The following is a 13,411-nucleotide window of genomic DNA, read 5'->3' on the forward strand; positions in this document are numbered from 1 at the left end:
CACTTTCTATCCTTAAATAGAAAGTGGTAAGTTTAATTTACTAGGAATATCGGAAGGGAAATTTGGTGTATGCACAATTGAAAATGCATATCCCTGCTCAATAAATGATACTTCATTATGTTTACATTGAAATGGGACACTATTTTTCTTAAAGTTAATTTGGATTTGCTGTAAAAATGCTTGATCTGTTGTTCCGAAAGATACGTGTACTTTTGGTGGTAAAGCTTTCATCGCAATCGGGATCCAAGGTCGCTGCCACCAAGTTGCAACGATGTATGCAGTGCCACCTATAACAAAGTTGAAAATATCCCCATCTTTCATCGTTTTCATATTTAGATTGGATTTTAACCATTCTGTAAATACAGGTACACTTTTAACAGGAAGTCCGATTTCCCTTACATATAAAATATTTAAAGGGGACTGCGGTACTAATACATCTTCTTTAACATAACTATGTGCGATAATTTCGAGTAGATTTCCATCCCCGTCTTTAAAGTATACATTGTATAAACCATTCTCTTCACCAATTACATTTCCATTTTGCCATTTCACAATGAGTAATCCAGAATCCTTTAGCCATCTTACTGTTTCAAGAAATTTTGAATATGGAATCTCAAAAGCAAAGTGAGCAGGTGCAATTGGTTCATATACTTCTTGAAAACTAATTGTTGTATAAGGTGTTACTTCAAATTGAATAAATGATGCTATTTCTTTTTTTATTGGAAAAGATAATATGTCCTTATAAACTTGTTTTACCTCTTCTATGGAAACCGTTTGTAGTTTTATATCTGATATATGTGTAATCATTGTAATAAACCTCCAAATTCATAATATCTATTAGTATTGTATTTCAAAAACTAACAGGAAGAATCCATCTGGAGATTGAAACTTTAATTAACAAAATAATACTTTTGTATTAGAGCAGTTACGCTAACATTTCCGGCTAATGCAATAAAATTTTAACTTCAAGCGTTTTGCGCTATAGTTCAAATAATTGGTATAAACGACCATATCAAGATATAATGAACAATATCTTAAGCTAAAGGAGTGATGTTTTGTGAACCAAAGAATTTCTTACTATGATGCTGCACCTGATGCTATGAAAATTATGATGGACATGGAAAAGTACACAAAGCAATCAACGATTAATCGAATGACTAGAGAGCTTATTAAAATTAGAGTTTCTCAGATCAATGGCTGTGCTTACTGCATAGATTTACATACATCTGATGCACGAAAAATGGGAGAAACTGAACAAAGAATTTATTGCTTAAGTACTTGGGATGAATGTACTTTTTATACAACAGAAGAAAAAGTCGCTATTGAACTAGCTGAGCATATTACACTTATTCCTACTAAAAGAGTTCCTGAGTCCCTATATAAACGAGTATGTGAACATTATGATGAAAAACAATATATTGACCTTGTCTTGATTATTAATCAAATTAATAGTTGGAATAGAATTTCTATCGCGATGGGAAATACACCTGCTAAAAAATAAAACTGTAAGTAAAAATCTTACTTACTCTATACGTTATTTCTATATTACATACGCTCCAAAAGGTTGATTTTTATATATTACAAAAATCAACCTTTTGGATTTAACTTTACCGATGTTTTCTTATTTCTTCTACTATAACTTTCGGATAATCCCAATGTTTCGTCCTTATGCATACCTCTTACAATATTAACCGTTGTTGTACCTCTCGCATGCCAGCAGACTTTATAATTTATTTCTATACCCAGGTCCTTAACTCCAATCTCTAGTAATGAAGACCATCTTGTATAACCTTCTTTTCCACACAAAAAGCTGCTTTTTTTAAAGAAAAGCAGCTTTTAATCTATAACACATTATAATTTAACAGCAATAATCATAAACCTTTTTGAATTCGTACGAATCCCTTTTTCAGAACTATTTGCATCAATGAACTTTTGTAAAATAGTAAAATCCTCTTCCTCTTCTCCAAATCTAGGAATAATAGGCGTATGTTTTAACAAGAAAATAAGATCTTCAGGCGTACTGTAATAATCAGTAATATTATATTCACGTACTTGCACGAATTCAAATCCTGCATGAATAAGTTCCCTCATATACTTTTCTTTTAAAATTCCATCTTTTTCGCCTAAGCATTGCCCTCTTCCAAATGCTTCTTTCAAGTTCAATTTATCATGTTCGCTAACTTGTTGTGTTAAGAAAATAGCACCTTTTTTCATTACTTTTGCTAATCCAGATGCTATAAACGGTGCATGACAACTTGAAGCTATATCAAAATGCGCATGCGGAAACACTAAAGCTTCAGAATCCATTTGAAGAAACTCAACATTTTGTACACCTGATTTTTTCAAGTTAGAATGTGCTGTTTCTATCATTCCGTTAGAATTATCTATTCCAATTAACAATTTAGCCGAAGATGCTATGTTAAGTACATTCTCTCCTCCACCTGTACCAACATCAAGTAATATATGTGATTGCTTGCATCTTTCTTTTACCTCTCCATAAAAGTCCCATGTATCTCCTACAGTTTCACATTTTATTTTACTAAAATCCCATCCATTTAATCTTCCTACTTTATCATAAAAGTTTTTGTACTCTAATTCGTTCATTTCATTATTTCCCCTTTGTTAATGTGCATGAAATGTTTAATTCTGATCATCATCGAAATAGACTCATAGTTTATATTCTTATTAATCTCCTTTTATATCTGGTACGCATCTTTCAATCCCAAACGACTACTTACTTCGAGTAATACATAAATTCATCCCACTACAATTAAAAGAAAATATGTACGATAACATCATTTAATTCAGTATATTATAAAATACAAATTATCGAAATAGCAGCTTTATACATTTCAGTTTACATAATATATTTACAGTTCATCTTCATTAATATATTCTAAATGTCTTCTTCCCCAACCACACATGCTATCTAACACAGTACTTACTGTTTTTCCATGTTCAGATAAACTATATTCCACTTTAGGTGGTATTTCTTGATAAATTTCTCGTTTTATTAGTTGATCTTGCTCTAATTCACGCAATTGCTTCGCTAAAGTCCCTTGAGATATATCTGGTATTAATCGCTTTAATTCACCAAACCGTTTTGTTCCGTCTGTTAATAATATAAACAAAATAAGTGGTTTCCATTTCCCACCAATTATTTGTAATGTCGCTATTACTCCTTTTAACTTCGGTTCTTGTAAATCCATTTTTCACACCTCTCCTCTGACATCACAAATCTTTTTTCACATTGCATATCCGCATGAATAGTGATTAGTACGAAATATGCGACTATGTACATAAAAAGTGCGTACTTTTCACTTGCTATCTTTTAGCGAATAATAAAGAAATAATAGTTTTATTTTAACGTTTTTATTAAAGGAGTGGCTTAAATATGTCTATTACTACATTAAAAGGTAGCCGTATCGTTATCATTGGTGGGAGTTCTGGTATTGGGTTTGCAACAGCAAAACAAGCAATTGAACAAGGAGCACATGTTATTATTGCAGGGCGTTCGACTGAAAAATTAATGATTGCTCAAGAAGTAATAAATAACCTTCATCTTCAAACTTATGTATTGGATAACCAAAATAAAAACCAATTACAAGATTTTTTCAAGAAAGTTGGGAATTTTGATCACTTGTTCACACCAGGAGCCTCTTACACACTTGGACCTATAACCGCTACTGATGATATTGCTGAAAGCAGCTTTATCGGCAAGTTTTGGCCACAATATTATGCCGTAAAATATGCAATTCCTTTTCTTTCAGACTCCGGATCTATCGTATTAATGTCCGGTGCATTTAGTCAAAAACCGCTTAAAGGGGCACCTGCTTATGGAGCTTGTAATGGTGCTATTGAGAGTTTAGGGAAAGCTTTAGCTGTTGAAATAGCTCCTATAAGAGTTAATGTTGTTTCCCCTGGAACGATACGGAGGGAAAATGAACAAAACGAAAATAGACTAGCTGCTTATGAAGCTTATAAATCTCTTTCTCTTCTAAAGAGGCCTGGGCATAATGATGAAATTGCACATACTGTTCTATATTTAATGCAAAATAGTTTTACTACAGGCAATGTATTGTTTCCTGATGGAGGATACACATACCATTAAATTATTTAAAACAAAAGCCCCTTATTAAGGTGGCTTTTGTTGCTAATTTAGAAACTGCTGCAGTAATAAAGGATCCTCTTTTAAAATTCCTGCTAAAAACATAAGTTGTGGAAAAGGTTGTAAGATTAACTCTTTATTCATTTTTTCTTTCAATACAGCTATTCCATCTTGCTTAATATAATCGTTTAGTGTTATTTTTTTACTACAAATTAGCCTAATATCACTTACTGAAAGTAATAAGAGCCCGTTCGTTTCAGAGGATGGAGTTGGTTCATTTTCTGCATGTGCCATATACATAATAGATAAAGTTTCATCTGGACTATCAATAATTAAAATTGGATTGACTTCATTTTCTACTTTTACTTTCTTTGATTTTGCATTCCAATTCTCTTTATAATATGTAATTGGTGAACTCAATATAGCAATATCGATAGTAGCTTCTTCTTTCACTTCTCTTTTAGCTGTTTCTACTGCTGTTTCATCCCCTTCTTTATGTCCTCCGAGCCTTACTACACCTAATGTATCACCTTTATTCGTTGGACCAACTTGAAAAACAAATAAATTCTTATATATTACATACGCACCAGCTGTTCGCACATTCTTATCTATATGTATCAATATTTTCCCTCCTAACGACCTTTGAATAAAATAGTTTACTATAATTTTATTATGTATTTAAATTATCTTCAATCCAACACACAGCATCAAGTAGGTTTTGCGCTATATACTCAGGTACTGTTTCTTTCCACGAATGTCTATACTTTGTTAATGAATTTTCTCCCCATCCTGTTCGCAATTAAATCTTTTTCATAATACTGCCCTCATTTTTATTTCCTCCTTTAGATTTTAAAAATACCTATAAAAAGTAGGATTCATCTAAAAATTACAGAATTCTATATATAACAAGTATTGGACGGATGATTTTCAAATTCCTCTATAATAAAGGTGGTTCAAACAGTTGTGAAATTTATACTAGAACGCAGGCTTACCATTAAGACAACTTTCTCAAAAGAATACAAGATTTTCATTTTTGGTTTACTCATTTCACGAATTGGAGATTCACTATATACTTTTGCATTGCCTTGGATTGCCTATCAATTAACCGGTTCAGCTGTAATTATGAGTTCTTTATTTACTATTAATTTGCCAATTGTTTTATTCGGCCCTTTAGTTGGTGTAATGATTGATCAATACGATCGAAAAAAGTTACTATGGATGGAAAGATAATTATGTATGATTGGTTAATTGAAATTGAAGAACGAAAATATCCATTACACTCCGCTCATTTTGTACATTTTTAAATAAAATTTTGACAGTAGTTGACGAATCGAATCAAGAAGTAATTTCTCTTGATATTTACGGATAAGTTGATAAAAGGGTAGCGTCAGGAAAATACGAATTTACAACGATAAGAAAATTCCAAATTAAAAAGCCCAACTTCTCTACAAATCAAAATAGAGAAATTGAGCTTTTCAGTTACTTCATTTATTTATTGAATTCATTAACTTGAAGAAGTATTCAGGTTTATGAGTCTTATTTAGGTTATACCATGAATGTAATGCATCTGGTGTAAATACATCTATTTTTTTCAGTACCTCCATTGCAAATTCCAGAGGAGCTATTCCTGATGCAGTAACTAAATTCGTATCAGATACCGCAGATTCCGACTCATAGAATTTTTCTCCTTTATAGTTAGGACATACCATTTTAGTATATTCTAAGTTATTACTTGTATGCTTTCTAGTATCTAAGTATCCCATATTCGCGAGGCCCTCAGTTGCACCACAAATTGCAGCAACAATAGTACCAAGCTTTAAAGCTTGGCCAATTGTTTCCAAGATCGGTTGATGAATTTCTTCACTCCAAGTAGTCCCTCCTGGTAAAATTAAAAGATCTTTACTCTCAAGAGTACATTCATCAAGGGAAATATCTGGTTTTATACTCAGTCCTCCCATAGTAGTAATCATTTCTTTATTAGCTCCTACTGTAATTACTTTTAAAGGTGCTAAATCTTTTTTAAAATATCTTCCTGAGTTTAATTCTGCAATTAAATATCCATATTCCCAGTCCGACATTGTGTTAAATACATATAGAAATACTTTTTTTGTTTGCATCCAATAACACTCCAATCACAATTTATATAGCTATTATAATATAACTTCCCTGACAGTTAACGTCAGGGAAGTTATATTACTTGATGAAATTTTATTAATTCTGAAAGAACTTCAATAAGTCTTTTCTTAAGACTTATTGGCTCAATAACTTTAATAGATTTATTGTACGGCAAAAGTAAATAAGGTACATATGTATGTATTATATCTTTTTCAAGAAGAAAAACTGCTTGATTTGAAGTCCGTTCTTGTAAATAATGTCCTAAAAACCAATGTTGGCAAATATCAGCCAATACACTTTTATCCCCATTAATAACCAAAGAAATAGTCCCTTCCTTATCTTCTATAGTTGGAAGAAGACCTTTTATAAAAAAGTCACGTGCTGAAAAATTTTCTGGTCGGTTAAACTTATTTTCTGTTAGCATTAGACTTTCAATTCGATCTACTCTGAAACTACGGATATCATTCCTAAGATGACAAAATCCAATCACATACCACTTATTATTCCAATAGATAATTTTGTACGGATCGACCAATCTATAATTTAATTGCTTTTCACCACTTTTATGGTAAATAATTTTTACTGAGTACCCGTCAGCTACCGCCTGCTCCAACTCCTTCAAAAAAGGTTCCATAGAGAGCGAACTTAATCGACTTATTACTTCAAGACTAGCTAAATGTTGGTTTATCTTTGTTTCCTGCTCTTGATTTGAGTATTTACTTAGTTTTGAAATGGCCCTATTTAGTGCTTCACCTCCATAATATCCCGCTTCTTCTGCAAAAACAGCAGCGTGAAATAGTGCAGTTTGCTCCTCAAAATCAAAAAAAAGAGGAGCCTCAATAAAATTGTTCAATAAAGTGTATCCACCATTATGTCCTGGTTCTGAAATGATAGGTACGCCACTTGTTGAAATTGTATCAATATAACGATACACAGTCCTTATATTCATCTCTAACTTTTCTGAAATTTGTTTTGCAGTAATTTTTTCACCTGAACGAAGCATCCATAGAATTGCTAACATATTGTCAATTTTAGGCATATAATTCCACCTCTATATGAAATTTATTTTCTATTGTAATATTTCCTATTTTTAGTATAACTCATCAACTGTTCCTTTCCGATAGCTTTCTATATAATGAGAACCTAGACACATTTGTAATTTCACAAATTTGATTTACAGTCATATCTCCCTCTTTATTAAGCTTTACTGCATGATGTTTATGGTACTTCTTTAACCGACCTTTAAACTTTCCTTCTTTCTTAGCCAGTTCAATTCCTTCACGCTACCGCATACGGATAAGATCACGTTCTGGTTGGTTTACACCCGCCATAACCGTAATCTTGCACCATATGTCACCTTTTTGCTGGGAACATATTAATTTGCTAGGAGAATACCATTTTAATTCAGAGAAAGTGATCTCATTAGATTCTTTAAGGCCACTGAAACTTTCTTAACATTATTAAAAACGGGAGAATCGTCAGAAAAAAAGGTTTAGCATTGTAACATTTCCCTGACGGTACCCATAAAGAAAAAAGGCATTAATTATATGCCTTTTTTCTTTATCATCATTTAACTGGATAACAAACTTCTGTAACCCACTTATTAGGATCCGATTCCATCGCTGGGCTCACATGATAAATATTATACATTGGACCTGCTAATTCGTAACCTTCTGTCTCAATCCATTTTGCTGCAGCCTCATTTACAGCTGTCATTTGTTCATAACTTCCATTAACCGTTATGGAAGCTACATTAGTTGATTCAATATTTTTAAATGTAACGTCTTTTGTCTTTTCGTGCTTCCCTAAAATACTTAGCTGTATTTCTACATCTACATCATTTTCTTTGTATTCACGATCATGGAAAACTGCAATACTATAACTCGGATGGGCAATGCTAATATTTTTCATTTGTATTTCTTGCATTAATATACCCCATAAATCCCCTTCGCGATTATAAGATGGAATAACCTTTCTAACACTAGCTACATTTCTTTCTGGAATTTCTTTTATTGAAACATGATAGTTCATCTCAACAACATCCTCTCTCATCGTTTTCATTGAGGCTTCGAGAAGACGTAATTGTTTTTGGAGGTCATCCATTTCATCCTTTATTTGAGCACTACGATTTTCAAATTGTAATTTTATTACTTCCATATTATCGCTCTCTACTATTTCTTTAATAGTAGCAATATTAAACCCCATATCTTTTAATGTTTGAATTTGATTTACTTTCTTTAATTGGGCTGCTGAATAATATCGATATCCACTTTGTTCATCGACTTTTACTGGCTGTAATAATTCCACTTTATCGTAGTGTCTCAACATACGTATACTAATGGAAGATAGTTTTGAAAAATCCCCTATTTTAAACATGTTTTCCTCCTATGAATTACATCTACTTCGAAGCTCAACTTCATCTTAAACAATGACATTGTGTGAGAGTCAACTACTTTTAATGATTTAAATAATAATTAAATGCGTTATATTTATATAATTAAAATTGCATATTTTCGTTTTTATAATCAATTATGCTAATCAACATATTAGTTGTTTCGCTTAATTATGTATCTCCAGACATTCATAAACCGCCATCATATCTTGTTTATCCAATTCACGAATGCGATTAAAAATTGGTATTTGCGAAACATCTTCTGTTAATAAGCTTTCATCCACAACATCACAAACTTTTCCAGTTAACCATGTTTGTACATCCACGCTCTCAACAACTTCTTTTAGTCCTTCGTCATTAATACCAGTTGCAGTACAAGTTACACATGGAATTGTTAGTTTAAATACACCATCATGTAGATTATCTTCCGTTATAACTTTCTTTCCTTTACAGAATGGACATGGATTACTTTTTTTAATTTTATTAATTTGGGTAACTAACTTTTTGTATCCAAACGCTTCGTATACATACGTAAGTTTTTTATATTTACCATTTGTGAAATACTTATCTATAATGTTTTCTCTCGTTTCATAAACATTAGGGAAATCACAAACAGTTACTTGATTATTAACACTAATGGATTCGATATTTCCTTTTATTTCGTCCCAGAATGGTAAGACATTTTGTAACACCATTTCGTAGTTTGAAAAGCTTGCCTGTTCTAATTCAAACATTTTCAGTGCAACTTGTGCTTTTCTTGGCAATAAAGAAACATCTTCTGTCAATCTCATATCGCCACCAACAATAGATTTCAATTTTTGAAGTGCAGGTAAATCACCGACTATCTTCAACACTTCATCAATAGGTTGATTGATAATTTCACGAATATCGAAGTTAGCAAATTTAAGCGGTTTTTGATGATTTAATACCGTTCCCTCACAAATTGGACATGTTATCAATTCTTTAGAAGTCTTAATTTCCTCTTTAATAGCTGCTTTTGAAATAACAATATATCCACCAATAATCGTATTAAATCCTACCCATGTTCTGCGTGTCTTTCCTTTTTTATCATAAAATGATTTTTCAAAATATCCGTACCAAAACGTATGCTTTTCTTCTTCTGACATATCATTATAGCTCTTTGATAAATCGTGACCAAGCTCATTTTTAATTTCTTCAAATAAAAATTCTATTTTTTCATATTGATAAAATTTTAATACTTTCATGATTTCCGGATCAAATAAACCATCCCAAAATGGAACGTTTTTATCTTGAATTGCAATATCTTTATCAAAAACTTCAATTTGAAGGCGTCCAGAACAAGATGGACAATGATTGTCCTGTGAATAGAAATCAAAACTTCTCGTATCTTTATTAGTTGGATGAGCAGCTACAATATGATTAATTAGTCCACCAATTTCATATAAGAAACTATATTGACTATATAAATGTCTTTCAAGATCAATAGCAACAACAGGTGCAATTGTATCAGATTCATATTCACTATAAATTAAACGGGCCATTGATGATAAACTTTTTAAAATACCACCCTTATAAATATTTTCGGCATTTTTAAAATAGTGAATATGATTTTCTTCTAAATAGTGAACGCCTTCTTTATGCTTAAGTGCTGAAGAAATATGTATTTGCTCTGCATTATTCACACTGCTTTTTTGACGATAATAATCTTCATGACTTACTACATCAAGATGCTTTATAGATTCAAGCTGTCTTTTCCCGAAATCTACAATATAATCAGAGCTTTCTAACATATAACTATTATGTTCAATCATGATGATAGAGACTGATTCATCTTGTAATATCCCTCTAACACTATCTATAAATTGGTTTAAAATATTTTGTGATAAACCTTTTGAAGGCTCATCAAAAATAAATAATGTATGTGGATTTCTTGTGTTTGCAAATAACTCCGAAACTAAATGAACACATTGGAACTCACCTGTTGATAATGTTTGTGTTTTTCGTTCTAACGTTAAATAACCTAGTCCTAATTTAATTAATAGACTCAAGCGTTTATACGCAATATCTTCATTTGGGAGTTCATCTATAATATCCTCAATCGAACGCTCAAAAATATCATCAATTTCTTCGCTATACTTTGTGAGTTTCTTTTTAATATCTAGGAAAGTGGCTACAGTTGATCGACTTGTAATGGATTGATTTCGATCTTGTCCTACCATAACTAATTTATCTTTTGGATATCGTTTCAAGAAATCTGTAGCTAAACATTCATTGACAAGTGTAGATTTCCCGCATCCAGATTCTCCAGTAACCGTCACAAGCCTATTTTTAGGGATTTGAAACTCCGCCATTTGGATATTACGGCAATTTAATTCATGGAATGTATAATATTCTGTTGGTACTTCTTTATTTAGATCCGACAGTATTGGTTTTGGTCTTGGCGATTCTTTCACAATTTGTCCACCATATTTTCCGCTACCAGGTCCAAAGAACAATTGCTCATCTGTTGTATCCAGTACAGTATCTGAATGATCAATGAGCCAAATTTGATTTTTACACCCTAACTGCTTAATCTCTTCTAATATTTGTAATAATGTTTCATGATCAAGTCCAACTGAAATCTCATCAATAATAATTACAGCATTTTCGCTTACTGCCATAAATTCAGCCAAATATAGTCTTGTTAACTCTCCACCTGACAACGTACCCATAATTCGATTTAATGTTAAATAACCAATGTTCATATTAATTATATTTTGCAGTATATGTTGCTTTGCTTCACTAATATTTAACTCTTCCGCTAACGAAAGAATAGACTCAACACTTAAATCATTAATATTTGAAATTGTATGTGGTTTAGCAAATAAATCTATCGTATGTTGTTCGATTTCTTCGCTATAACGTTTTCCCTTACATTTTTTACACTCAATATTTTTAGTAGTACCTCGGCCTTTACAGCCAGTACACCAGCCTAACTGGTTATTGAATGAAAAAACCTCAGGTGAAAGATGAAATACATCAGCAAGTTTTTCACGTACCTCTGTGAAAACACCAGTATGTGTACCGATTGTTGAACGTGGATTGGAAGAAATCGATGATTTTCCTAGAAAAAGAACTAAAGGCATATCTTCTATCTTAATAGCACTAAAATTCGTTTCCATAATGTTAGGAAATAAATATTGATATTCAGCCTTTGGCAATAAAGAAACTAATCGTTTTTTTGATTCTTCACCAATCGTTTGACAAAAGGTTGTTTTACCTGATCCTGATAAACCAGCAATTCCAAACGACTTATTAAATGGAATAGCTGTATCTAATTTATTTATGTTATTAGCAATTAATTGATTTACTTTCATATTAACCTCTATTCTTATTTTTCATGAAAACCATTTTTACAATATAATAATTATATAATAAATATATTATCTTACGTAATTATCCTCTCACTTCAAGAACCTTATCCTTATATATTTCAAACCATTGTTGCCATTCATCTTTAGAAAATTCTTTTTCTTTCCCTTCTAGTACGGAAGAAAAAAGATCTAAGCAAATATGCCAACCAGCTATATCTTTCGGTGTATGATCAGTTAATACATGAATGTACTCTTTAAGAAGTAAAAGAGTCCCACTTTCTTCTTTATGTATTTCAAATCGGACACGATCTTTATCCCAAGTAAATTCAAGTACTGAATTTACTTGACACTCTAAAATATCAATATTTATAAATGAACCGTCCATCATGTCGAACTTTATTATTCCACCCGTTTTAAGACTTTCAATTTGTAAATTAGACATCCATTTTTTAAGCTTACTGTTTTCTGTTAAAACAGACCAAACTTCCTCTATCGAATATGAAAAATAACGCTCAAATTGTACTACATATTCATTACCTTGTTTATCTATTACAGCTAACATTATAAATTAACCTCCTTTTCGCCTAAACGAATGTACGTTCTATTTTTATTTTACATGATTTCAATTAAAAAGGAAATCACTATTACATCCCATTAATTTAAGAGGTTTTTGTTAACTCCAAAATTGATCGACTTATTATATATAAGAGCTCTAATCTAGTTGACCATGCTTTTATCGGGTCAATAATATTATCTTGGTTAAGCTTGTTCACGTATTTTAAACCTTCTACCGCAGTGTAACGAATATTAAAATCTGTAAAAGTATTTATAATCATCGGCCATTCTCCATCAGTCATTCTGCATTTAGAATATTTTATTATGTAATCAATTGCTCGTTTGGATAACGCACATGAACCAGCTGTAATATCTACTTGTTTCCCTAATTGTAATGACATAATTTTATTCGATACTGTTTCTGTAATTTTCCATTCTTCAGGATGTGTCTGAAAAGCTTTCTCCGTTCTGCCAATGATTAAGTAATCTACATCAACTATATTCTGAATGAACGAATTAAGCTCAGCTGGATATTCTTTAATCCAAGTTAGCAAACGATCAAAATCACAATAGTGATAGTAATCATGATTATAGTTACTAACAAACTTCAAAGAATCCCTACGTGCGTTCCCTACTCCTAATTTTTCTACTATATTTATATGGAAGTTACATTCTGCTAGTTCTTTTACAACCTCTTTAGGTGTTACATTACTAATTGTTATATATTTTTTATCATAATTTAAATTTAACAATTCCTCTTTTAGTTCTTTTATTGTAGATAATAAGCTCCCTGTTGGATCATGAGTAATGCATGTTAATGCCACTTGTTTTATAGGTTGCATAGTATATTCATCCCCTTTGCAAAATAAAAAGCAGAAAGAACACTTTCTGCTTTTTATAATTACT

The 13,411-nt window shown here is 31.6% G+C and carries 13 protein-coding genes and 3 pseudogenes; 3 read left to right on the top strand and 13 right to left on the bottom strand.

The window, feature by feature from the left end; genetic code table 11:
• Positions 1-12: 12 nt before the first annotated feature.
• Positions 13-807, bottom strand: coding sequence for a VOC family protein (locus tag DN393_RS14235; protein ID WP_098102346.1), 795 nt, complete (start codon positions 805-807; stop codon positions 13-15).
• A 250-nt stretch (positions 808-1,057) separates the two neighbouring features.
• Here DN393_RS14235 and DN393_RS14240 point away from each other — a divergent pair, with 250 nt between their 5' ends.
• Complete coding sequence (locus tag DN393_RS14240; RefSeq protein WP_098102347.1) at positions 1,058-1,501, top strand: carboxymuconolactone decarboxylase family protein; 444 nt, start codon at positions 1,058-1,060, stop codon at positions 1,499-1,501.
• 140 nt (positions 1,502-1,641) lie between these two features.
• Here the strand turns inward: DN393_RS14240 and DN393_RS14245 are convergent.
• From DN393_RS14245 to DN393_RS14255, 3 genes and pseudogenes are all read right to left on the bottom strand, one after another.
• Positions 1,642-1,809, bottom strand: a pseudogene (locus tag DN393_RS14245) (alpha/beta hydrolase); the annotation flags it as partial.
• Between the two features lie 42 nt (positions 1,810-1,851).
• Positions 1,852-2,604: a class I SAM-dependent methyltransferase gene (locus DN393_RS14250; RefSeq protein WP_098102348.1), complete on the bottom strand. Its 753-nt coding sequence runs from the start codon at positions 2,602-2,604 to the stop codon at positions 1,852-1,854.
• Between the two features lie 266 nt (positions 2,605-2,870).
• Positions 2,871-3,209: a winged helix-turn-helix transcriptional regulator gene (locus tag DN393_RS14255; RefSeq protein WP_064469748.1), complete on the bottom strand. Its 339-nt coding sequence runs from the start codon at positions 3,207-3,209 to the stop codon at positions 2,871-2,873.
• Positions 3,210-3,394: 185 nt separating this feature from the next.
• On the opposite strand from DN393_RS14255, the gene DN393_RS14260 reads away from it, so the two are divergent.
• On the top strand, positions 3,395-4,111 hold the full coding sequence (locus DN393_RS14260) for an SDR family oxidoreductase (RefSeq protein ID WP_088047090.1): 717 nt from the start codon (positions 3,395-3,397) through the stop codon (positions 4,109-4,111).
• A gap of 42 nt (positions 4,112-4,153) precedes the next feature.
• On the opposite strand, the gene DN393_RS14265 is transcribed toward DN393_RS14260, so the two are convergent.
• Together DN393_RS14265 and DN393_RS31790 are read right to left on the bottom strand one after the other, a co-directional pair.
• Positions 4,154-4,729, bottom strand: a complete 576-nt coding sequence (locus DN393_RS14265; RefSeq protein ID WP_103655353.1) for an NUDIX hydrolase — start codon at positions 4,727-4,729, stop codon at positions 4,154-4,156.
• A gap of 49 nt (positions 4,730-4,778) precedes the next feature.
• Positions 4,779-4,907 carry a hypothetical protein gene (locus DN393_RS31790; RefSeq protein WP_255449769.1) on the bottom strand — a complete coding sequence of 43 codons (129 nt, stop codon included), beginning with the start codon at positions 4,905-4,907 and terminating at the stop codon, positions 4,779-4,781.
• 164 nt (positions 4,908-5,071) lie between these two features.
• Between DN393_RS31790 and DN393_RS14270 the strand changes: the two are divergent.
• Positions 5,072-5,323: pseudogene (locus tag DN393_RS14270) on the top strand (MFS transporter); the annotation flags it as partial.
• 269 nt (positions 5,324-5,592) lie between these two features.
• Here the strand turns inward: DN393_RS14270 and DN393_RS14275 are convergent.
• The 7 genes and pseudogenes from DN393_RS14275 to DN393_RS14305 all read right to left on the bottom strand — a co-directional run bounded on the left by DN393_RS14275 (position 5,593) and on the right by DN393_RS14305 (position 13,347).
• Positions 5,593-6,225 carry a type 1 glutamine amidotransferase family protein gene (locus DN393_RS14275; RefSeq protein ID WP_064475313.1) on the bottom strand — a complete coding sequence of 211 codons (633 nt, stop codon included), beginning with the start codon at positions 6,223-6,225 and terminating at the stop codon, positions 5,593-5,595.
• Between the two features lie 71 nt (positions 6,226-6,296).
• Complete coding sequence (locus tag DN393_RS14280; protein ID WP_064475312.1) at positions 6,297-7,262, bottom strand: helix-turn-helix transcriptional regulator; 966 nt, start codon at positions 7,260-7,262, stop codon at positions 6,297-6,299.
• A gap of 64 nt (positions 7,263-7,326) precedes the next feature.
• Positions 7,327-7,563 (bottom strand): annotated as a pseudogene (locus tag DN393_RS14285) (helix-turn-helix domain-containing protein); the annotation flags it as partial.
• A gap of 226 nt (positions 7,564-7,789) precedes the next feature.
• Positions 7,790-8,599: a MerR family transcriptional regulator gene (locus DN393_RS14290; protein ID WP_098111713.1), complete on the bottom strand. Its 810-nt coding sequence runs from the start codon at positions 8,597-8,599 to the stop codon at positions 7,790-7,792.
• A gap of 183 nt (positions 8,600-8,782) precedes the next feature.
• Positions 8,783-11,953, bottom strand: coding sequence for an ATP-binding cassette domain-containing protein (locus DN393_RS14295; protein ID WP_149173635.1), 3,171 nt, complete (start codon positions 11,951-11,953; stop codon positions 8,783-8,785).
• A gap of 79 nt (positions 11,954-12,032) precedes the next feature.
• A complete protein-coding gene (locus tag DN393_RS14300) occupies positions 12,033-12,512 on the bottom strand; it encodes an SRPBCC family protein (RefSeq protein WP_064475309.1) in 480 nt (159 codons plus the stop codon).
• 97 nt (positions 12,513-12,609) lie between these two features.
• Entirely contained in the window at positions 12,610-13,347 is a 738-nt protein-coding gene (locus DN393_RS14305) for a hypothetical protein (protein WP_149173636.1), read from the bottom strand.
• Between the last annotated feature and the right edge of the window lie 64 nt (positions 13,348-13,411).

The organism is Bacillus sp. BPN334 (assembly GCF_008368885.1).
Classification (GTDB): Bacteria; Bacillota; Bacilli; order Bacillales; family Bacillaceae_G; genus Bacillus_A; species Bacillus_A wiedmannii.

Bases quoted from the DNA above. Each gene is read 5' to 3' on its own strand.
- DN393_RS14275 (WP_064475313.1), bottom strand. From the start codon at position 6,225: ATGCAAACAAAAAAAGTATTTCTATATGTATTTAACACAATGTCGGAC.
- DN393_RS14255 (WP_064469748.1), bottom strand. From the start codon at position 3,209: ATGGATTTACAAGAACCGAAGTTAAAAGGAGTAATAGCGACATTACAA.
- DN393_RS14250 (WP_098102348.1), bottom strand. From the start codon at position 2,604: ATGAACGAATTAGAGTACAAAAACTTTTATGATAAAGTAGGAAGATTA.
- DN393_RS14235 (WP_098102346.1), bottom strand. From the start codon at position 807: ATGATTACACATATATCAGATATAAAACTACAAACGGTTTCCATAGAA.
- DN393_RS14280 (WP_064475312.1), bottom strand. From the start codon at position 7,262: ATGCCTAAAATTGACAATATGTTAGCAATTCTATGGATGCTTCGTTCA.
- DN393_RS14295 (WP_149173635.1), bottom strand. From the start codon at position 11,953: ATGAAAGTAAATCAATTAATTGCTAATAACATAAATAAATTAGATACA.
- DN393_RS14290 (WP_098111713.1), bottom strand. From the start codon at position 8,599: ATGTTTAAAATAGGGGATTTTTCAAAACTATCTTCCATTAGTATACGT.
- DN393_RS14300 (WP_064475309.1), bottom strand. From the start codon at position 12,512: ATGTTAGCTGTAATAGATAAACAAGGTAATGAATATGTAGTACAATTT.
- DN393_RS14305 (WP_149173636.1), bottom strand. From the start codon at position 13,347: ATGCAACCTATAAAACAAGTGGCATTAACATGCATTACTCATGATCCA.
- DN393_RS14260 (WP_088047090.1), top strand. From the start codon at position 3,395: ATGTCTATTACTACATTAAAAGGTAGCCGTATCGTTATCATTGGTGGG.